Source organism: Acinetobacter sp. VT 511, assembly GCF_001077515.1.
In the GTDB taxonomy this organism is placed as follows: domain Bacteria; phylum Pseudomonadota; class Gammaproteobacteria; order Pseudomonadales; family Moraxellaceae; genus Acinetobacter; species Acinetobacter schindleri.
Genome location: NZ_LFRE01000028.1, coordinates 25,149 through 46,214, shown reverse-complemented (window position 1 = coordinate 46,214; position 21,066 = coordinate 25,149). Strand labels below are relative to the sequence as shown.

The window sequence follows — 21,066 nt, the reverse complement described above, 5'->3', positions numbered from 1 at the left end:
TATCGAAAATGAATCTATTTCAAGTTAAACAAAATCAGATCGTCAAAATTAGAGATCTCAAAAAAGGTAATCAATACAGTCATACCACTGATCCCGTATTGGAACGGCTCCAACTATTAGGTTTTAGAGAGGGTGAAACTCTACAAGTACTCGCTAAAGGTGTTTTTGGCGGAGATCCTGTTTTAGTTCAAATTGAAACTTCAAGATTCGCATTAAGAAAGAATGAAGCTGAAAGAATTTTTGTAGAGTTAGTATCCAATGAAGATTAAGAACATTGCATTAGTCGGTAATCCAAATTGTGGAAAAACCTCTTTATTTAATACGCTTACTGGTACGCGACAAAAAGTTGCCAACTATGCTGGAGTTACCGTAGAAAGAAAAGAAGGTTCTTTTAAATTACCTTCTGGTGATGCAGTACGAGTATTGGACTTACCCGGAACTTACAGTTTAAAACCTAGTAGTTTAGATGAAGAAGTCACCAGGGCAGTTTGTTTGGGCGAGCTAAAAGGTGAAGTTCTACCCGATATTTTTATATGCGTTGTAGATGCCACAAATTTAAGCTTACATTTGAGCTTGGTTCTCGAAGTTCGTGCTCTAAATCGCCCTATGATTCTTGTATTAAATATGATGGATGAGGTCAAAAAGCGTGGTATTTCCATTGATAAGGATAAACTGTCTCAACTGTTAGGTATCCCTGTAGTTGAAGCTGTCGCAGTTAAAACAAAAGGAATTCAAGATTTAATTAATCAATTAGATCAAAAAAATCTTTTTATTACTCCTTATCATTCTGAATTAAGTCATTTTGAACAGGTCAAACAAATCACCAAACAAGTTATTTTAAATAATGACAGTGGTGATAAAAGAACCGCATTTCTAGATAAAATTTTTCTACATCCTGTATTGGGTTTAGTAATCTTAACTTTAACCATGTTTGTGATGTTCCAGGCGGTATTTATATGGGCAACGCCTTTTATTGAATTCATTGAAAATTTTGTCGCATGGCTCAGTGATTTTATTGGACCACTAATCCAACATCCTCTATTAAAAAGCTTGGTTGTGGATGGGGTAATTGCTGGTGCAGGTAGCGTGCTTGCATATATGCCTCAGATTTTGATTTTATTCTTCTTCATTTTAATGCTTGAAGAGTCAGGCTATTTACCCCGGGCAGCATTTCTTTTAGATAAATTAATGTCTAAAGCCGGGCTTAGCGGCCGTTCATTTATTCCTCTGCTATCCAGTTTTGCTTGTGCCATTCCCGGAATTATGGCAACCAGAAGTATCAGCTCTGAACGGGACCGATTAGCAACAATTATGATTGCACCCTTGATGACCTGTTCAGCAAGATTGCCAGTATATGCTTTATTGATCGCGGCATTTATTCCCAACCAATTAATCTACGGCTGGTTAAGTCTGCAAGGATTAGTCCTTTTTGGTCTTTATATGTCGGGAATAGTCTCAGCGTTATTAGTTTCAGTCTTTCTGAAGTTGGTTCGAAAAGATAAAACTGAAAGTATTTTTATTTTTGAACTTCCCACATACCGAATTCCAGATATTAGAAATATTGCATTAGGCTTATATGATAGGGCAACTATTTTCTTAAAACGAGTTGGTGGCATTATCGTTGCGCTGTCTATCTTGTTATGGGTGCTAGTCACGTTCCCTCAACCACCAGATAATGCAACCATGCCGGCCATTAACTATAGTTTAGCTGGTCAGTTAGGGCATTTAATTCATCCTATATTTGCGCCTATTGGGTTTACATGGGAAATATGTATTGCACTCATTCCTGCTATGGCAGCAAGGGAAGTTGTAATTGCTGCTCTTGGGGTGATTTATGCGATGTCAGGTGATGAAGATACAGTAACTCAAAGTCTGTTAAGTCAAATTTCAGGCCCGGATGGATGGGGGTTAGCCACAGGTTTATCATTATTGGTATGGTTTATTTTTGCTCCCCATTGTCTTGCTACGTTAGCAACAATTAGACGAGAAACTGGCAGCTGGAAACAGCCCATCATTATGGCAACTTATTTGTTTGCATTAGCCTACATCTTTTCATTCATCACATATCAAGTTGCGAGTAATCTTTAATTAGCAAATGAATAAAATAAGGGAGCTAGCTCCCTTATTTTATTGAAATACTCACTATAAATGAAGCGCTTTTACAAGAAAAACTGTATAGATATCAATAATATTAAACAGCTTCCTAAGAAAACTTCTAATTTAATTATAAATTATGAAAGAGTTCCCTCTTTTTAGTGCAATTCATGAAATTAGGTTTAAATATCAAAAATTATGGCTTAATGAAGAGCATGATCTTGTAGACACTTTTAGTGAAATAATAATCAAAATATTGGAATGCTCCCAGTAGCCTAGACACAAAACCGATTCTAAAATTCTTATACTCGATATGGATAATTATTCTGAAAATTTTTTAGTATTAATTTCTTGTAGATAAGTGAAGATCTCATCTACTGTAGCTCTCGCTGTTCTAGAAACGCCAATTAATGTTGCAGATGCCATACCTGTCCAATCTCCATATCCAACTAACCACAAGTTAGGTAACTTAATAGACCTTCCATTTTGAACTTCTACAAAGTTATCTCGCTCTACTATATCTATACTTTTTAGATGATTTAATGAAGCCTTAAATCCAGTACACCAAATAATCACATCAATTTTCTCTTTTTTTCCATCTGGCCAAATAACTGCATCTGTAGCTAAAGATTGAAAAGGTGGACGGCTATGTAAGACTCCTCTATTCCTTGCCTCTTTGACACTATCGATCATCACAATATCACCTAGGCCACCTATTGGCTGGTCAACTTTTCTTCCTTCTTGTTGTACTTTTAAACGCTCAGTTGCTCTTAAAAACAGTACTCGACCATCGACATCATCAGGTAAAAATTGAGGCGGAGTTTTTGTGACCCAAATGGTTTCAGCAACTTGTGAAACCTCAGCGAGTATTTGCGCGCCCGAATTCCCCCCACCCACCACGATGACTTTCTTATCTTTAAATGAATCTGCATTCAGGTAATGGGCTGAATGTAACTGCGTGCCTTGAAAGTTTTCCTGTCCCGGATAATCAGGAATAAACGGCTGGCGCCATGTCCCTGTTGCACTGACCACCACCTTGGCTCGCCAAAACTTTTCTCCAGCATATACGTCTAAATACTTTCCCTTCGATTCCACACGATCGACATGTACTGGACGAACAATCGAAAATTGATATCTCTGTTCATAAGCCGATAAATACTGGATCACCTCATTTCGTGTTGGATAGGTCTGTTCAGTGATGGGCATCATCCAACCGGATAGAGAACTCCAGGTATTAGGAGAAAAAAGACGCAATGACTCCCAGGTATGCAGCCAGGCACCCCCCGCTTGATTTTGCTCATCCAATATAATGAATGGGATTTTCTTGCGCTTTAAAAAATAAGCGGTAGATAAAGCGGCCTGCCCACCACCGATAATGATCACATCAGTTTCAGTCTGTTTCTGGTTCAAAGCCTTCACCTTTTCCTTATTTATCTCTGACTTCTTTAATGTAAAAACCCAATCATGAAGACTGGGTTTTTACAATATTCATTGTACCTTTAACAGCACTTCATCGGTACAGCATAAAAGTGTTACTGACCTGGCAATGAGGCGCAGTATTTAATACCATCCAGCATTTATAAACTGCGCTGATTTACACGCTTGGACAACTCTTCAGCCGATTCCTTGCGTTCAGAATAACGATCTGTCAGGTATTTGCTTTGTCCACGAGTCAGTAGGGTGAACTTAAATAACTCTTCCATCACATCCACAATCCGGTCATAGAAAGCCGAAGGTTTCATTCGTCCATCTTCTTCAAACTCCAAAAAAGCTTTTGGAACTGAAGACTGATTTGGAATGGTGATCATCCGCATCCACCGCCCCAAAATACGCATCTGGTTCAGGCTGTTAAATGACTGTGATCCGCCACTGACTTGCATCAAGGCAAGAGTTTTACCTTGGGTAGCACGGATTGCCCCTCCTGCCAGTGGAATCCAGTCGATTTGAGATTTAAAGATTGAACTCATAGAACCATGGCGTTCAGGTGAACACCAGACCATGCCTTCTGACCATGCTAAAAGCTCATGCAGTTCTTTTACTTTTGGATGCTCAGTATCCGCATCTTCTGGTAAAGGAAGCCCTTTAGGATGAAAGATTTTTATTTCCGCCCCAAAATGCTCAAGGATTCGACCGGCTTCAAGAACTGCAAGGCGACTGTAAGAACGTTCTCGATTAGAGCCATACAGCAGCAAAATTCGCGGAGGATGAGCAAGTTCTTTGGCTTGAACTTTTTCAAAGGTGGGTTGCTCAAGAAGATTTAGATCTACATTTGGGAGATTCATAGAGTTAGGCCTCTTTAAAAACTTTCTTTCTCAGCCAGAGTGAAACACTCACCAAGGCAATCAACACAGGAACTTCGACCAGTGGGCCAATAATCGTGGTAAAAGCAACAGGCGAAGCGATACCAAAAGTTGCAATCGCTACTGCAAGTGATAATTCAAAATTATTCCCCGCTGCGGTAAATGCAATTGCTGTGGTCTTAGGATAGTCATTGCCCATCCATTTACTCATAAAGAAGCTGATGAAGAACATTAAAACGAAGTAAATGGTTAAAGGAATCGCGATGCGTAAAACTTCAAGCGGAAGACTCACGACATCACCGCCTTTTAGGCTAAACATGGCCAGAATGGTGAACAGCAAAGCCATTAAACTCAGCGGACTGATTTTCGGAATGAACTTGGTTTCATACCATTCCACGCCTTTCTGTTTCACCAAAATCCATCGCGTTAAGAAACCTAATAAGAACGGAATACCAAGATAAACCAGAACAGCATGGGTGATGGTCCAGAAATCGACATTAATGACCTGCGAAGCGACACCAAAATAGGGTGGAAGGAAGGTCAGGAATAACCAGGCATAGGTACTGAAAAATAGAATCTGGAAGATGCTGTTAAAGGCAACTAATGCTGCAACATATTGATTATCACCACAGGCCAAGCCATTCCACACCAGAACCATGGCAATACATCGAGCAAGACCAATCAGGATGACACCGGTCATATATTCTGGATAACTATGTAAAAATATGATTGCCAGGGCAAACATGAGTACTGGCGCGATCAGCCAGTTTTGTACTAAGGACAAAGTAAGGGTTTTCTTATCCTTAAACACTTGTGGCAAAGTCGCATAGTTCACTTTTGCCAGTGGTGGATACATCATTAGAATAAGACCAATCGCGATTGGAATATTTACTGAATCAATGCTTAATTTATCGAGTGCGACAGAAGCCTGAGGAAAGAAGTTTCCGATGGCAATGCCTAAGGCCATGGCAATAAAAATCCATAGCGTCAGGTTGCGATCTAAAAAAGATAAGCGTTTTTCAGACATTTCACTTACTCAACGTTCGAAATTTGATTAATTGCTGCAATCAATTCTGAGCGAGATAGTTTATCTACATTAAGTTTAAATAAAGCATCTAAGCGACGATTGATATGTTCAACAGTGCTCATAAAGGCTTTCATTTTTTCTTCTTTATTCACGTCTAAGTGTGAAGGATCAGCCAAGCCCCAATGTGCCTTGATTGCTCCACCCAAATAAAGTGGACATGCTTCTTGAGCAGCAGAATCACATACTGTGATCACAACATCAGGTTGATATTGTTCACAATCATTAATCGTTTTACTCCATAAACCTTCGGTAGATAATCCTAAGTTTTCAAGGGTTTCTAAAGTTAGCGGGTGAACTTGACCTGAAGGCTTACTCCCAGCGCTATAGGCTTTCCAACCTTCTGGTGCTCGGCTATTAAACAAAACTTCAGACAAAATGCTACGGCAGCTATTTCCAGTACATAAAAATAAAAATTTCATTGAATTACTCACAATAACTATTTACAGAAAGGGGGTGTTGATCATCCAGCTTTGATTGAGATTGAACCGTCTTCAAAATATCTAAAATTTCATAACACCAGTTGGCCAATTTTGGATTGATACTGTAGTAAACCCATTGGCCTTGTCTGCGATCTTGAAGTAGCCCTGAAGCACGTAAAAGGGCTAAATGTCTTGAAATTTTCGGTTGACTGAGTTGTAGTTTTTCAGTCAAATCACATACACATAGTTCTTTATTTTCAACAATTAATGTCACTATATTGAGACGTGTTTCATCTGATAAGCATTTAAAAAAATTAACTTGATCCATATAAATCTCCTTCACATTCTTTCCATTCAAGAGATGAGAAAGTACTATTTAATTCTTTGGCCATTTTCATCAATAATTTTTTCACCATCTTCTTTGCTAAATGCGCCTTTCTGAGGAAACGGGAGAATATCCAAAACAACTTCAGAAGGACGACACAAACGTGTACCTAAATCCGTAACAACGAATGGGCGGTTAATCAAAATAGGATGTTGAAGCATAAAATTTAAAAGCTGTTCATCAGACCAATCTTCCCGAACAATTTCTAAATCAGAATATGGAGGTACATTTTTACGAATTGCTTCTCTAACACTTAAACCAGCACTACGAATAAGTTCAATTAATTCTGCTTTCGAAGGTGGGGTAATTAGATATTCAATAACGATTGGTTCAATTCCTGCATTTTGAATTAAAGCTAAGGTATTCCTTGATGTACCACACTCAGGATTGTGATAAATCTTTATGGTCGAGAACATTTTGACTAACACTGCTATTAGAAACTCAGATATACTTATATACGTATTTCCACATATATGTAAATACGTATATTGATTTTATTTAAATTACTTAATGTCAATAAATGTATATATATTCTTGCAAATTCTTATGAGTGAGAAAAAACTCGTTATTTAAATATGTAAATTTAGAGTATACCCTAAAATTACATTTTAAAAGTTCTTAAAAACATGTACCATTTAAATGTTTTTTAATCATAAGTAACATGTAACTTTGGTATTAAAGATTTATAATTTACGAAATTGTTCATTTTTATCCAATTGGGGCGTAAAAAGTGAAAGGCCAAAAAGTAGGCTATGTGCGAGTGAGTTCGGTCGAGCAAAATACGGGACGTCAACTTGAGGGAATTGAAGTCGACCGGATTTTTGTTGACCGTGCTTCAGGTAAAAATACCGACCGACCGAAATTTCAGGAAATGTTGAATTATGTCCGGGAAGGAGACCGGGTGATAGTACATTCCATGGATCGTTTTGCGCGAAGCTTAAAAGATTTGGTGACTGAAGTGGATAAACTGGTCAAACGAGGGATTGCCATCCAGTTTGTAAAAGAAAATATTACTTTTACGGCCCAATCCACCCCGATGGATAATTTGATGCTGCAACTGATGGGTGCTTTTGCACAGTTTGAACGTGAGATCATTTTAGAGCGGCAAAAGGAAGGAATTAAACTTGCCTCTTCTCAAGGGAAGTACAAAGGCCGGGTACATAAATTGAAACCTGATCAGGCTGAAGCTTTGCGACAAGACTGGAAGGAAGGGAAGTACCCTTCAAAAATGGCATTAGGCCAGGCATTTGGAATTAGTCGCCAAGCGGTATATCGGTATTTAAAAGCCGGGAAATAACTCAATTGAAATTGGCGACTATATTTAGTTTAGCTTATGAAAATCGTGAAACGTTGATTAAATAATAAGTGCAGAAAGCAAAGAGTTACTAATTTTATACAATATAAGTTTTTGATTTATAATTAATTAACTCGATTGCAATCTAGCTTTTTCAGCAACGATTTATCTTTTTTAAAATAGTATTAATTTATTTTTTTGAGAACAAACCTTAACAAAATTACAAGTTTGTAATTTTTTTGTCATTCTGATGTATATATTTACTCATTATTATAAGTAAAGATTTTTTTGGTCCAAGATATGATTAGATTCAATAATATGTACATGAAGATTATTTTAGTTATTTTTACTATAGTTTTTTCAACCGGTAGTTTTGCTGATGGGGGACTCCGTTTCTTAGAGAAAAATTTAGAAATAATTAACATAGTAATTTAAATTAAAAAGTGATTTATCAGGTGAATTTTAACTATATAAATAATTTATTTAATTTAATAAACCTTTCATAAATCATTTTTTGCTCAGTTCTATGTTGTAAATTCCAGCAATTATCATAGCCACGCGGCTGTTACTGAAGAGAATAGTAAGAAGTTAATATTTGCTGTAGGTTTGACCACTACTTTTTAATCGTAGAAATTATAACCGTTTTTATTACTCAAAGTTTAACTTTTGTGATTGTCTAAAAACACATAGCGGTCGAATGGCCATATTAACTGACTTAAAATCAGTCGCATACTTTAATGTAGCGGTTCTGATAGCACAAAAGTTCGCAGCATGAAAACGGAACCGGCATAATTGATTTATAGTGAACCCATACACTAAGCATAATGATTTAGAGGACGATAATCCCAATGAAAAAATTCCTTTTAGGAGCTGTTGCCGCATCTGTTTTGGCCTTTTCAGGCAATGCTATGGCCAATTTTGTGGCAGGTCAGGACTATCAGGTGGTTGCAAAACCAGTCAAAGTCGAAAAACCGGGCAGAATTGAGGTACGTGAATTCTTCTGGTACGGCTGTGGTCACTGTTTCGCGCTTGAACCACATATGCAGGGCTGGTTGAAAAAATTACCAAAAGATGTACGTTTTGTACGTACGCCGGCTGCAATGAATCCACTCTGGGAGCAGGCAGCGCGTGCTTATTATGTGTCTGAAGCATTGGGTGTGCGTCAAAAAGCACATTTACAATTATTCCATGATATTCATGATAAGCAGCGTCCAATTTTAGAACAGGCGCAATTGGCCAAGTTCTATACCCGCTATGGTATTCCTGAAGCGAAATTTAACAGCACTTATAAATCTTTCCCGATCACTTCGAAAATTGCCCAAGCCAAAAATCTGGCTGCTCAGTATCAGTTAAGTGGTGTTCCGGCAGTGACCGTGAATGGTAAATATATTGTGCAGGGTAATGATGCCAAAGTCATTCAGGTGGTGAATTACCTGATCGAGAAAGAGCGTAAAGCCAAATAAGACGCGATTGATTATCTCTAAAAAAAACCTGCATCGAATCTGCAGGTTTTTTTATTTAAACTGGAGGAATGGTTATTTACGTCCTGACTGCCGGATCTGGTGTTTCTATCGGCGGGCGATACCAGTGTAAAATTCCTCGGAATAAGAGCTGCATCTGCAACACGCTTTGCGCTTTAAAGGCATGGGATTGAATATGAATCGTGGATTGTATCTTTACCCGTTCATACCCGATATCTTCATTCAGAAAATGAATTTTCCTTTCTATTTCAACACGCAGAATTGCCGAGGCGCCCCGACGCTCTACAACAAACAAATTCTAATCTAAGATTTACATAAATAGACTGATAAAGTTTAAAAGGAATAAATATTAATTTAAACAACATGGAAATTCTTGTTAATTTCAACAGAAATATGAACAATCTCTTCATGAATTGACAAAGCTTTACGAACTACCTCTGCTGTTAAGGAGTCATTAACTGTATTTAGGGATAAAATACATGAAAATTTACTTCTACCTACTTTCCAGACATGCAGATCAGTAATCGTAATTTGGTTATCTAATTCCTCTACAACTTCCTGAATCTCCTTTACTACAGGATGTTCCATCTCTGCATCAAGCAATGTTTTACCTGTTTCTCTAATCAATCCCCAAGACCATTGTGCTACAAGCACTGCACCTACGATCCCTAGAATTGCATCTAAAAAATCCCATCCAAAATACTTCCCTGCGAAAAGTGCAATAATCGCTAATACAGAAGTTACTGCATCTGCTACTACATGAAGAAAAGCGGCTTTCTGGTTTAAGTCATGGTCATCATGAGAGTGATGATGATCGTGGTGGTGGTCATGGTCATCATGAGAGTGATGATGGTGGTGGTGACCATTTTCACGTAGTAACCAGGCACAAATAAAATTAACGATCAAGCCAACAATCGCAATTGAAATTGCCTCGTTGTAGTGAATATTCACAGGATTGAATAAACGTTCTATCGATTGAACACCCATGAATACAGCAACAACCATCAATAAAATGGCACTCGAATATCCAGCTAAGATTTCTATCTTCCATGTACCGAAACAGAATCTCTGATCACGAGCATATTTTCGAGCCATTTTATAGGCAAAATAAGCTAAGCCCAATGCCAACATATGAGAACTCATATGCCATCCATCAGCCAATAAAGCCATGGAATTAAAGAACCATCCTCCAAAAATTTCAAACACCATCATTACACCAGTGAGGATGGTTGCGATTAAAATTTTCTTTTGTGCTAAAGGATTTCCTTCGTCAAATTGATGCGAATGGTCACTTTTAACATTATTTAGATATTGCATTTTATTGCACCACAATTAATACTCCCCCATAGTATATGTTCTTGAGGTTGAATAGTATGTCTCACTTAAATCAGAACAAAAAAATTTTAAATCGGATTAGACGAATTCAAGGTCAAACTAATGCCCTTGAACAGAATATTTTAAATTATGAAAATTCTTGTATTGAGGTATTACAGCAAGTTGCAGCAATTAAAGGTGCGATAAATGGCTTAATGAATGAGTTAATAGAACTTCATCTTAGAGAACATGTACTCGGTGATACTGAGGAAATAAAGGAAAAAGAACTGAATGAATTTTTAGCTTTAGTTAAACGCTACTTATAACTTTAAAGCACAGTCTTTTAAATAAAAAAACTGTGTGCGCACCTATTAATGACAGTGGTAATCACCAGTTTTACTGTTGGTATGACAACCCTGTGAGTTCGTTCCCCCAGAATGAGCATTCGCATAGGTAAATGACATGCCTATAAAGCATATTAATAAAATTCTTTTCATCTTAATCCCTCTCAAATAATTAGAATATCAACTGTATGATATTTAATAAAAGCCAACATGGCTTAGACTATTTCCAAATATATAAAGTAAAGCCAACAAAACTTTAAATGTATATAAAAAATGGTTAAATAATTGCAAGGGGGGCCTTAAAACGTTTTAATCGTAAAGCATTTCCTAGTACAAATATTGACGAGAGAGCCATTGCACCAGCAGCAAATACAGGAGAAAGTAGCAGTCCAAATTGCGGATAAAGTACACCTGCTGCAATAGGAATCAGAGCTGCATTGTAAACAAATGCCCAAAATAAATTTTCACGAATATTGGTTATAGTCGCTTTGCTTAAAGCGATAGCATTCGGCACTCCTTTCAGGTTGCCAGACATCAAAACCACATCAGCAGCTTCAATAGCTACGTCTGTACCTGTACCTATTGCTAAACCAATATCTGCTTCTGCAAGTGCAGGGGCATCATTAATGCCATCTCCAACATATGCGAGTTTACCATATTGATTTTTTAATTTTTTAACGGCCTCTATTTTACCTTCTGGTAAGACTTCTGCAATAACCTCATCAATACCTAGTTTTTTTGCAATCGCTTGAGCTGTATGACGGTTATCACCTGTAATCATGGCAACCTTTAAACCTAACTGATGTAACGCTTCAATTGCAGCAAATGTTGATTCTTTAATTGGATCTGCTACAGCAATAATGGCAGCAAGTTTCTGGTCAATCGCAACATAGAGAGGGGTTTTTCCTTCTTCTCCCAAACGATCCGAAAATTGAGAAAAAACATTAGGATTCAAACCTAGTTTTTCCATATATCGATCTGCACCAATATGAACCAAATGTTCAGACACCGTTGCTTCTATTCCATAGCCCGTGACTGACTTGAAATCAGCAACAGGAGACAGGATTAATTCCTTATCTATAGCGGCTTGTACAATTGCTCGAGCAATAGGATGCTCAGACTTTGATTCAACGGCTGCCATCAGTGAAAGTACGGCATTGTATTCAAACCCTTCTAAGACATGCAGATCGGTTAAAATTGGTTTCCCTTCAGTCAGGGTCCCTGTTTTATCAACTGCAACCACTTTAGTTTCTTTGAGCAGCTGTAAAGCTTCACCTTTACGAAATAAAACCCCCATTTCAGCACCCCGCCCAGTTCCCACCATGATTGATGTAGGCGTTGCAAGTCCCATCGCACAAGGACATGCAATAATGAGTACAGCAACCGCGTTCACTAAACTAAAAGTTAGGGCTGGTTCAGGGCCGAAGATAAACCACGTAAGAAAAGTTAAAAGAGAGAGACCCATTACTACAGGTACAAACCACATGGTAATTTTATCAACCAATGCCTGAATAGGCAGCTTGGAACCCTGTGCCTGTTCAACCATTCGGATGATTTGAGAAAGCACTGATGAACTACCAACAGAGGTGGCTTTGATATTTAAGCTGCCACTTTGGTTAATTGTTCCTCCTACCACAGTAGAGCCTATCGTTTTTTCAACGGGCATAGGCTCGCCAGTAATCATGGATTCATCAATAAAACTTTGGCCGTGAATAACTTCACCATCGACAGGGATACGCTCGCCTGGTCTAATCTCTACAATCGTTCCTGTTTGAACTTCGGCAATCGGAACTTCTATCACCTGATTATTGAGCTGTATTCTGGCAACTTTAGGCTGCATTCCAACTAGATGTTGAATTGCTAAAGACGTTCGGCCTTTTGCCTTGGCTTCAAAAAATCTACCTAATAGAATTAAAGTGATAATAACCGCTGCAGCTTCATAATAAACATTGACCGTGCCTTGTGGCAGGACACTTGGAAAGAAAGTAGCAACCACTGAATAAAGATAAGCAGCCAATGTTCCTACAGCCACCAAGGAATTCATGTCTGGTGCTAAGCGGAATAAACTTGGGATGCCCTTTTTAAAGAAGCGTCGGCCTGGAAAAATTAATGCTACTGTGGTCAAGAAAAATTGCATTAACCAGCTATTTTGTTGGCCAATGTTATCCATCATAAACGTATGAAAGGCGGGAATCAGGTGTGATCCCATTTCTAAAATAAAAACGGGTAGAGTCAATAAGACTGACAAAATTAAATCTTTTTTAAGTTTTTCTAATTCAATATTTTTTTTATCTTGAAAGCTTTCCGTAGTTTGATGAACTGACTTTGCTTCAAACCCTGCTTTGGTGACAGCCTGAATTAACGAGTCACGAGTGACAGATGAGCTTGCCTGAATAGTCGCTTTTTCAGTAGCCAGATTTACATGAGCTGATTCCACACCCTCAACAGATTTTAAGGCCTTTTCTACTCGACCTACACAAGAAGCACATGACATACCCTCAATCGTAAGCTCTATTGGTTGCAGCGCTTCCACTTCGTAGCCTGCTTTTTCTACGGCTTTAATTAAAGTAGCGCGATCAAGTGGTTGATGCGCATAAATGACTGCTTTTTCGGTAGCCAGATTTACATGAGCCGATTCAACACCCTCAACAGATTTTAAAGCTTTTTCCACACGGCCTACACAAGAAGCACATGTCATCCCCTCAATCTCTAATGTTTCACTGTAGTGTGGCGTATCAGTCATTTCGGTACTCATATACGATCTCTATCATTTAGATATGCTGAGTTCTATATGCGAAGATCAGCTCGAACCAAGATTAGGGGGAATTCAGGGATTACTTTTATTTCAAGCAAGTACAGGTTTTATCTGTACGATGAGGAAAATAAGAGAGAGTAAAAGTGGTAAGGAATTCCCACTGTTACTCTAACAGAGATTAAGCAGGATCAGCTGTAAATCCACGCTCACTGAGAGTGGCAATGACTTGATCCTGACTCACCGTTGTGTTGATTTCAACAATACGGTTTTGTAAATCAATATCGAGTGAGGCATTCGAGTCGAGCTCTTTAATTGCGGTAGTAATGCCGCGTGCACAACCACCACAAGTCATATTAGCGATGTGAAATTTCATATGTTGCTCCTTTTTAACAAAACATTTGTTTAAAACATTAGAACAGTAACTCTAAACTTTCACCATACAACCAGCCTTTTTCTGAATCAGTTACTCGCTGTAACTTGGTCTGTTTACAACCTTACAGTTTTCTTCAGAGTATTCCAAAGAAGAGTGTTCTAATGACTACAGTAAAAGTACTTAACCAACATTAATGTGACTTTAAAATGACATTTTTGTCATCTACGATCACTCTGAAATTTATAAGATTAGTTATTTCAATCAATGGTAGTGAACTGAATAGATGAGACCGTTATGGGTTGAAGATAAGCTAAAAACCGGTGACTACCTTTATGTATAATGCCTCATGATGCGATTTTACTGTTCTGATTGTCGTAAGTTGGCAGTCCAGTAGAAACTTTATTGCTCAGCTACAAAAGATAAATGCAGTAATGTTAAATTTCCTCAATTCCCTTATTTTGAAATTCTCTTATTCAATACCCACGACAGTGGTTATATAGCCTGTTGTTAATAGAATTGATAGACCTAATAACATCTCAAATAAAATGGCATGACTAAGGTGTTTAGCGAATTTAGGATGTTGAAGACGCGGGGTGAAATACCATTTGTTGAAGGCAGCTAAAAGTAGAATACCTATAACAAAAAACATTTTAACCATGAAACCATAGCCATATGCAGTATTGATTAAGGTATTAAAATCTTTAATTAAAAGAAGAGCTACACTAGCGCCACAGGCGATTAATATCCCAACAATGAAAGCAGCAATACGTCCAAATACATGCATGCGATCTTTTAAAGGTAAACCACTTATTTCCCGGCTGGTTTTCCATAACGGATATAAAGACCCCATCCATAACGACATAACTAGAATATGGATTGATAATAAAATTTGAGCAAGTAAGGTTAAATTAGCGACATGTCCGAGCTGGGAAAAACTAAAAATAATCGGGAGAAGTAAAACACAAAATATTGAACTTTCAATTATAGAAAACTGACCTTTGTTCCTGTTAAGTTTAACCACCATGAGAAGAAGTAAAAGAGCAAAACTAATAGAACGAAGAACGTATATATACCCCGTCGGAGTATTAACCAATATATTAATATACGTGGGGTCCACCATACCTGTAATACCAGTATTGGCAAAACTACCAATCAGAATAAAAAATCCCAAGATACTGGAAATTAGGCCTAATCCAGCGCCAATTGTAATATATTTAAGAATCGATTCTTTTAGTTCAAGATATTGTCTAAGTAAAAAATAGCAAAAGGCTCCACCAACGACAAAAGCTACACTTAAATATAAAATAACCTTAGTTAACCAAGTGGCCCACATCCAATATTCAGAAATCATTATTTTTGTCCATTCTAGAACAACATGCCAGCACCTCACTGACATGTTGAAAGGTAATCAATTCTTATTTAGTTGATTTGATAGTGAAACTATATTCACCATTCATGTTGTGACCATCTTTCCCCATTGTTGTCCAGACAACGGTATATTTACCTTTTTTCAGTTTCGGAAGAGCTACATCAAAGGATTTCTTTAAGTCATGAGTAACTTTATATTTTAAAGGAACATCTCTTCGCTGAGCATCCAGTAACTTAATATTCATCAACATAACCTCTGCACCAAAGTTAAGGGTCAAGTTCTTTGGTTGACTAAGGATAGATGCATTTTCCGCAGGAATCGCACTCACTAAACTCACATGAGCGAACGTAGTTGTAGTAGCCACAATCATCGTTGCAGCTACTACAACATTACGTAGAGCAGTCATTTTATTTTGAAATAATTTCATTTACGTTTCCTCTTGATTCGTTAGTTCATTAGAGATGACTTTATAAAATCTATATTTAATGAGACCACATCATCTCCTCTTATATTTCAATTATTAGTAAGAGACAGAAACAGGGCGATGACTTCAAAATTACATTTTTGTCATTTTTAAAAATCAATAGACTCAAGTGATAAAATTATTCAATAGAAATAAAAAAATTGACTATAACCAGCTACCACCTAAGTAAAACACCGGTGGCATAACCAGCGATCAACTTCATCAAAAGAATGAGTGGAGCAAATAAATGAAAAATACCTCTCTCTATTTGTTTGCTTCATTCATTTAAAGGTTGTATCGGCTGATCAACTGATGGAAGGAAAATATCATGACTTATATCCGCCAAACTTTACTTGCACTTTGTATAACCACTGCCGCTCTAGGTGCATTAGCCCAAAATCCTGAAGAGCATAAAACTCATCACCCAGAAAATACTCCTCCATCCACAGTCACTGTTAAAAAGACAGCTACTGGCACGATGACTCCAGACAAAATGGCTGCAATGGACCAGCACATGAAAGCGATGCAAGCCATGCATGAAAAGATGATGGCTGCAAAAAACCCGCAAGAACGTCAGAAACTTATGGCTGAGCACATGAAACTCATGCAAGGAGGTATAAGCATGATGAAACAGATGGGTAGCCAAAGCATGAATGCCAATATGGCTGACCGTCAGCAAATGATGGAAAAACGTATGGACATGATGCAATCCATGATGCAGATGATGATGGACTGTATGCCTCCGTCAGCAACTAAATAGTTACCCATGAATTAGGGGAAAGCACCATGAATCACCAACACCAAGAAAATAATTCAGTACCTAACTTCTGGTCTACACGTTATGCCATTGGTCTAATCGTGCTGGGTGGTATCGCAGCTTATTTTCTATTAACGGAACATTTAGCCCACGTTATCGGTGCTTTGCCTTATTTATTCCTTTTAGCGTGTCCACTGATGCATATTTTTATGCATGGTGGTCATGGGCATAACCACTCGCAGCAAAAAAAATCCGATATATCTGATAACAAAAAATAGCTCTTATCAGGAGATCCATCATGAATCATGCGGAATCGGCTTATGGTTTATGGACGCTGGTTATCATTAACTCAGCAGTTTTTATCATGTTCGCTTTCAGTTTTTTTAGACCTTCCACTGCGCGCGATTGGCGTACATTTGGGGTCTTTTCGGCTTTTATCATTGCTCTATTTGTCGAAATGTATGGTTTTCCTTTAACCATTTACCTGTTATCTGGTTGGCTTCAAACTCGCTTCCCTCAACTTGACTTACTTTCTCATAATGCAGGTCACTTGTGGTCAACGCTATTAGGTGAAAAAGGTGATCCACATTTTGGCATTTTGCATATCGCCAGTTACGTTTTCTTGGGCTATGGATTTTACCTGTTATCAACGTCATGGCACGTGCTGTACAACGAGCAACGTCAGCATTCTTTAGCGATCACAGGCCCTTATGCACGTATACGTCACCCATAATACGTGGCTTTTGTGATGATCTTGCTGGGTTTTTTATTGCAATGGCCAACTTTACTGACACTGATTATGTTTCCAATCCTACTCTTAATGTACAGCCGCTTGGCAATTAAGGAAGAGGCTGAAATGAGTAAACAGTTTGGCGCTGTCTATGACAGCTATGCTCAACAGACTCCGAGATTTATTCCAAAATTCGGCCATAAAACCACTTTACCATAAGAGAATTATTTATGTCAGATCAAAAAAATCATAACCAGGACCATATGGCACAGGCTACAACAGACGTACTGAAAGACCCAGTCTGTGGTATGACCGTCACTGAAGAATCGAAATACCATGAGGAATTTAAGGGGAAAACTTACTTTTTTTGCAGTGATAAATGTCAATCAAAGTTTCATAGCAGCCCGGTGCAATATATCGCTAAACCCGCAACGACGACTGCCGATGCACATACACAGCATCATCAGACTACTCAATCCGTTAATGAGACAAGCACAACAGGCACGATCATCTATACGTGCCCAATGCATCCAGAAATTAAACAAGATCATCCTGGAAACTGTCCTAAATGCGGAATGACACTGGAGCCACTCATTCCTGAATTAGAGGAAGATGAGAATCCGGAGTTACGTGATTTCCGCCGACGCTTCTGGTGGACACTGCCATTGACCATCATCGTGACTTTTTTGGCGATGTTTGGTCATCAAATGAACCTGTTCAATATGGTGGTTCAGAGCTGGATTGAACTGGTGTTGTCACTCCCAATTGTACTTTGGGCAGGTTGGCCATTTTTTTCCCGGGGTTGGCAATCGGTTGTGAATCGCAGCCCGAACATGTGGACGCTGATTGGTTTGGGCACTGGAGCTGCATTTATTTATAGTGTGGTCGCAACCATTGCACCGCAAATCTTCCCAGACTCATTTATTTCCATGGGTCGTGTCGCTGTTTACTTTGAAGCTTCAGCGGTCATCATTTCATTGACCCTACTGGGACAAATATTGGAGTTAAAAGCACGTTCGCAAACTTCTGCTGCAATTAAGTCACTCCTTGGGCTCGCTCCTAAAACAGCTCGCCGAATCCTGCCTGATGGAACTGAAGAAGATGTTCCTCTAACGCATGTCCATGTAGGAGATTTACTCAGAATTCGCCCAGGTGAAAAAGTGCCTGTGGATGGTGTAATCACTGAAGGAAGTAGTTCAGTGGATGAATCGATGCTGACAGGTGAACCTTTACCTATCACTAAACGTATCGGCGATAAAGTCATTGGAGCTACCCTGAATACCAATGGTTCATTGATCATGCGTTCAGAGAAAATTGGTTCAAGTACCATGTTATCCCAGATCGTACAGATGGTGGCGCAAGCTCAACGATCGAGAGCACCAATGCAACGTATGGCTGATCAGGTAGCAGGTTGGTTCGTCATGGCTGTAGTGACCATTGCTTTGCTTACCTTCTTTGGATGGGGACTATTCGGCCCAGAAGAATCAAGCTGGGTTTATGCATTAATCAATGCTGTGGCAGTACTCATTATTGCCTGTCCTTGTGCACTAGGCTTGGCAACTCCAATGTCTATCATGGTTGCGACGGGTCAAGGTGCTACTCATGGTGTGCTGTTCCGTGATGCAGCAGCCATTGAGAATCTACGCAAGATTGACACACTAATCATCGATAAAACAGGTACGTTAACTGAAGGACGCCCTGTATTCGATCGTGTAGTTGCCGCATCAGATTTTGACGAATCTGAAGTATTACGTTTAGCCGCCAGTCTTGATCAAGGCAGTGAACACCCGCTAGCCGAAGCGATTGTAAACGCAGCACACGAACGTGGCCTGTCTCTTGAAACACCAGATAATTTTGAATCGGGCTCAGGGATTGGTGTTCGAGGTCAAGTGGGCGATCGTCAGTTAGCTTTGGGCAACACAGCACTGATGGAGCAATTGGGTATCTCGGTACAATCTCTGATTCCGCAAGCCGAAGAGCTGCGTTCGGAAGGTGCAAGTGTGATGCATCTAGCCATCAATGGTGAATTGGCCGGTCTGCTTGCAGTATCCGATCCCATCAAAAAAAATACCCCAGAAGCACTTGCCACCCTGAAGGAAGCGGGTCTACGTATCGTGATGGCAACAGGAGATGGTCTCACCACTGCCCGTTCAGTCGCAGCACGTCTAGGCATTGATGAGGTACATGGCGAAGTCAAACCCGCAGATAAACTAGAACTGGTCAGCAAATTGCAGAAGGAAGGTCGCATCGTGGCTATGGCTGGTGATGGCATCAATGATGCACCAGCCTTGGCTAAAGCTGATGTCGGTATCGCTATGGGAACCGGGACTGATGTTGCAATGAATAGTGCCCAAGTTACGCTGGTCAAGGGAGATTTACGAGGGATTGCTGTTGCCCGTTCACTTTCGGAAGCTACTGTCGGCAACATGAAACAGAACCTCATGTTTGCTTTCCTTTACAATGCTTTGGGTATCCCTATCGCGGCTGGCGTACTATATCCATTTACCGGTTGGTTGTTGTCACCGATGATTGCCGCCTTGGCTATGAGTTTGAGTTCAGCTTCAGTCATCACCAATGCCCTTCGCCTGCGAAATAAAAAGTTATGATAGAGAGTTCCTTTCTTCCACCAGATGTATCAGGGCTGGTTGCAGCACTCGCCATCGGCCTGCTCATTGGTTTAGAACGAGGATGGCAGGATCGAGAACTGCCAGAAGGCAGCCGAGTAGCAGGTCTACGTACCTTCACATTGACAGGATTGCTCGGAGGAGTGCTCGGTCATTTACAACCAAACTTCGGAGCTTGGCCGCTAGTTGCGGCCGTATTAGGGCTTTCCTTATTACTAACAGTGTCCTATGCTCGTACCGCAAAAATTTCCGGTAATTTAAGTGCTACCACAATTATTGCGATGCTGTTGACATTAGTTTTAGGTGCATATGCATCCCATGGTAATGTTACTTTAGCATTAACCGCGGCTGTAATCGTCGCTGTATTTTTGGATCTCAAGCCAACCTTACACGGTTGGCTACGCTTGATAGAGCATCGTGAATTAACCGCATCCCTGCAGTTGCTGGTACTTTCTGTCGTTATATTACCCTACTTACCCAATACGGGTCTGGGACCTTTTGCTGCATTAAATCCTTACCAGTTATGGTGGGCAGTGATCCTGATTGCCGGACTCTCTCTGGCAGGTCATTTTGCCATGCGGCTTACCGGTTCAGAAAGAGGCATATTCTGGACAGGTCTATTGGGTGGTTTGGCATCGTCTACAGCTGCAACTGTCGCACTGGCACGCTATACACGCCAGCACCCCGTCATGGTCAGTGCTGCTATTTCTGGAACATTGGCTGCCTGTGGCATCATGTTTTTTCGTATGGTTGTGCTGATAGGCGTCATTGAGCCAGCATTGCTAAGCACTTTTGGTGGTGCAATGATGATTGCGGGAATCCTTCTGCTGGGTATGGCATTGTGGAGACAACGCCAAATTACCAGCGCTGAAAACAACGATCGAACAATAGAAGCAATGGCTCCTTTTGATCTTGGGACAGCATTCAGCTTCGCTGCTTTCCTGGCTGTCATGGCAGTCTTGGTCCCGGCAGCAAAACAATGGTTGGGCACCAGCGGCATCTTCGTATTATCGACTATTTCTGGGCTAGCAGACGTAGATGCTATTTTAGTCTCACTTGCCCGCCTGCATAGTACTGAAGGCTTAACAACAAATGTGGCTGCTGTCGCGCTAGGGCTGGCCACACTGAGCAACATGTTAAGCAAAGCGACAATTGCATGGATGACAGGGGGGGCACAGTTTGGCCGAGCTATCATATTTGGCTACACAATTGCCATGATAGGTGCTGGCGTAGCTCTGGCTCTCAGTTTGAGCTTTATGTAAGGTCAACTCGGGTAA

General features: G+C 39.7%; 21 protein-coding genes and 1 pseudogene. 10 read left to right on the top strand and 12 right to left on the bottom strand.

Annotation, left to right across the window (positions count from 1 at the left end; translation table 11 throughout):
- Positions 1-8 precede the first annotated feature (8 nt).
- Both ACS72_RS01140 and ACS72_RS01135 read left to right on the top strand, forming a co-directional pair.
- Complete coding sequence (locus tag ACS72_RS01140) at positions 9-269, top strand: FeoA family protein (RefSeq protein ID WP_004665962.1); 261 nt, start codon at positions 9-11, stop codon at positions 267-269.
- The gene (locus ACS72_RS01135; protein ID WP_034171691.1) at positions 259-2,088 is read left to right on the top strand and encodes a ferrous iron transporter B; all 1,830 of its coding nucleotides are present in this window, start codon (positions 259-261) and stop codon (positions 2,086-2,088) included. The genes ACS72_RS01140 and ACS72_RS01135 overlap by 11 nt, the downstream gene beginning before the upstream one ends.
- A gap of 327 nt (positions 2,089-2,415) precedes the next feature.
- Here the strand turns inward: ACS72_RS01135 and ACS72_RS01130 are convergent, their stop codons facing one another.
- The 6 genes from ACS72_RS01130 to arsC all read right to left on the bottom strand — a co-directional run bounded on the left by ACS72_RS01130 (position 2,416) and on the right by arsC (position 6,701).
- Entirely contained in the window at positions 2,416-3,504 is a 1,089-nt protein-coding gene (locus tag ACS72_RS01130; RefSeq protein WP_026444402.1) for an ArsO family NAD(P)H-dependent flavin-containing monooxygenase, read from the bottom strand.
- Positions 3,505-3,671: 167 nt separating this feature from the next.
- Complete coding sequence (gene arsH / locus ACS72_RS01125) at positions 3,672-4,376, bottom strand: arsenical resistance protein ArsH (protein ID WP_004644739.1); 705 nt, start codon at positions 4,374-4,376, stop codon at positions 3,672-3,674.
- Between the two features lie 4 nt (positions 4,377-4,380).
- Positions 4,381-5,421 (bottom strand): ACR3 family arsenite efflux transporter, encoded by a 1,041-nt coding sequence (gene arsB / locus ACS72_RS01120; protein WP_004644740.1) that lies wholly within the window; start codon positions 5,419-5,421, stop codon positions 4,381-4,383.
- A gap of 5 nt (positions 5,422-5,426) precedes the next feature.
- Complete coding sequence (locus tag ACS72_RS01115; protein ID WP_004781073.1) at positions 5,427-5,900, bottom strand: arsenate reductase ArsC; 474 nt, start codon at positions 5,898-5,900, stop codon at positions 5,427-5,429.
- Positions 5,901-5,904: 4 nt separating this feature from the next.
- A complete protein-coding gene (locus ACS72_RS01110; RefSeq protein WP_004644742.1) occupies positions 5,905-6,228 on the bottom strand; it encodes a metalloregulator ArsR/SmtB family transcription factor in 324 nt (107 codons plus the stop codon).
- Positions 6,229-6,272: 44 nt separating this feature from the next.
- Positions 6,273-6,701, bottom strand: a complete 429-nt coding sequence (gene arsC / locus ACS72_RS01105; protein ID WP_004733243.1) for an arsenate reductase (glutaredoxin) — start codon at positions 6,699-6,701, stop codon at positions 6,273-6,275.
- Between the two features lie 314 nt (positions 6,702-7,015).
- Between arsC and ACS72_RS01100 the strand changes: the two genes are divergently transcribed.
- Complete coding sequence (locus ACS72_RS01100; RefSeq protein WP_004812033.1) at positions 7,016-7,582, top strand: recombinase family protein; 567 nt, start codon at positions 7,016-7,018, stop codon at positions 7,580-7,582.
- An 845-nt stretch (positions 7,583-8,427) separates the two neighbouring features.
- Positions 8,428-9,042 (top strand): thiol:disulfide interchange protein DsbA/DsbL, encoded by a 615-nt coding sequence (locus tag ACS72_RS01095; protein ID WP_004281236.1) that lies wholly within the window; start codon positions 8,428-8,430, stop codon positions 9,040-9,042.
- A 372-nt stretch (positions 9,043-9,414) separates the two neighbouring features.
- On the opposite strand, the gene dmeF is transcribed toward ACS72_RS01095, so the two are convergent.
- Positions 9,415-10,377 (bottom strand): CDF family Co(II)/Ni(II) efflux transporter DmeF, encoded by a 963-nt coding sequence (dmeF, locus tag ACS72_RS01090; protein ID WP_034438686.1) that lies wholly within the window; start codon positions 10,375-10,377, stop codon positions 9,415-9,417.
- A 56-nt stretch (positions 10,378-10,433) separates the two neighbouring features.
- Here dmeF and ACS72_RS01085 point away from each other — a divergent pair, with 56 nt between their 5' ends.
- Positions 10,434-10,700, top strand: a complete 267-nt coding sequence (locus ACS72_RS01085; RefSeq protein WP_034671264.1) for a metal/formaldehyde-sensitive transcriptional repressor — start codon at positions 10,434-10,436, stop codon at positions 10,698-10,700.
- Positions 10,701-10,745: 45 nt separating this feature from the next.
- On the opposite strand, the gene ACS72_RS17895 is transcribed toward ACS72_RS01085, so the two are convergent.
- The 5 genes from ACS72_RS17895 to ACS72_RS01065 all read right to left on the bottom strand — a co-directional run bounded on the left by ACS72_RS17895 (position 10,746) and on the right by ACS72_RS01065 (position 15,642).
- A complete protein-coding gene (locus ACS72_RS17895; protein WP_151809984.1) occupies positions 10,746-10,838 on the bottom strand; it encodes a YHYH domain-containing protein in 93 nt (30 codons plus the stop codon).
- Between the two features lie 157 nt (positions 10,839-10,995).
- Complete coding sequence (locus tag ACS72_RS01080; protein ID WP_048880963.1) at positions 10,996-13,473, bottom strand: heavy metal translocating P-type ATPase; 2,478 nt, start codon at positions 13,471-13,473, stop codon at positions 10,996-10,998.
- A 178-nt stretch (positions 13,474-13,651) separates the two neighbouring features.
- Positions 13,652-13,846, bottom strand: coding sequence for a heavy-metal-associated domain-containing protein (locus ACS72_RS01075; protein ID WP_004281879.1), 195 nt, complete (start codon positions 13,844-13,846; stop codon positions 13,652-13,654).
- Between the two features lie 469 nt (positions 13,847-14,315).
- Positions 14,316-15,197, bottom strand: coding sequence for a copper resistance D family protein (locus ACS72_RS01070; protein ID WP_008306377.1), 882 nt, complete (start codon positions 15,195-15,197; stop codon positions 14,316-14,318).
- Positions 15,198-15,261: 64 nt separating this feature from the next.
- Positions 15,262-15,642, bottom strand: a complete 381-nt coding sequence (locus ACS72_RS01065) for a copper resistance protein CopC (RefSeq protein WP_004681441.1) — start codon at positions 15,640-15,642, stop codon at positions 15,262-15,264.
- Between the two features lie 364 nt (positions 15,643-16,006).
- Between ACS72_RS01065 and ACS72_RS01060 the strand changes: the two genes are divergently transcribed.
- The 5 genes and pseudogenes from ACS72_RS01060 (at position 16,007) to ACS72_RS01040 (ending at position 21,051) form a co-directional block, all read left to right on the top strand.
- Entirely contained in the window at positions 16,007-16,438 is a 432-nt protein-coding gene (locus tag ACS72_RS01060; protein WP_005105848.1) for a hypothetical protein, read from the top strand.
- A gap of 26 nt (positions 16,439-16,464) precedes the next feature.
- Positions 16,465-16,713 carry a DUF2933 domain-containing protein gene (locus tag ACS72_RS01055; RefSeq protein WP_004695740.1) on the top strand — a complete coding sequence of 83 codons (249 nt, stop codon included), beginning with the start codon at positions 16,465-16,467 and terminating at the stop codon, positions 16,711-16,713.
- A gap of 20 nt (positions 16,714-16,733) precedes the next feature.
- Positions 16,734-17,384, top strand: a pseudogene (locus ACS72_RS01050) (isoprenylcysteine carboxylmethyltransferase family protein).
- Between the two features lie 11 nt (positions 17,385-17,395).
- Entirely contained in the window at positions 17,396-19,771 is a 2,376-nt protein-coding gene (locus ACS72_RS01045; RefSeq protein WP_048880962.1) for a heavy metal translocating P-type ATPase, read from the top strand.
- Positions 19,768-21,051 carry an MgtC/SapB family protein gene (locus tag ACS72_RS01040; protein ID WP_005105856.1) on the top strand — a complete coding sequence of 428 codons (1,284 nt, stop codon included), beginning with the start codon at positions 19,768-19,770 and terminating at the stop codon, positions 21,049-21,051. Before ACS72_RS01045 ends, ACS72_RS01040 begins: the two co-directional genes overlap by 4 nt.
- The last annotated feature ends 15 nt before the right edge of the window (positions 21,052-21,066 follow it).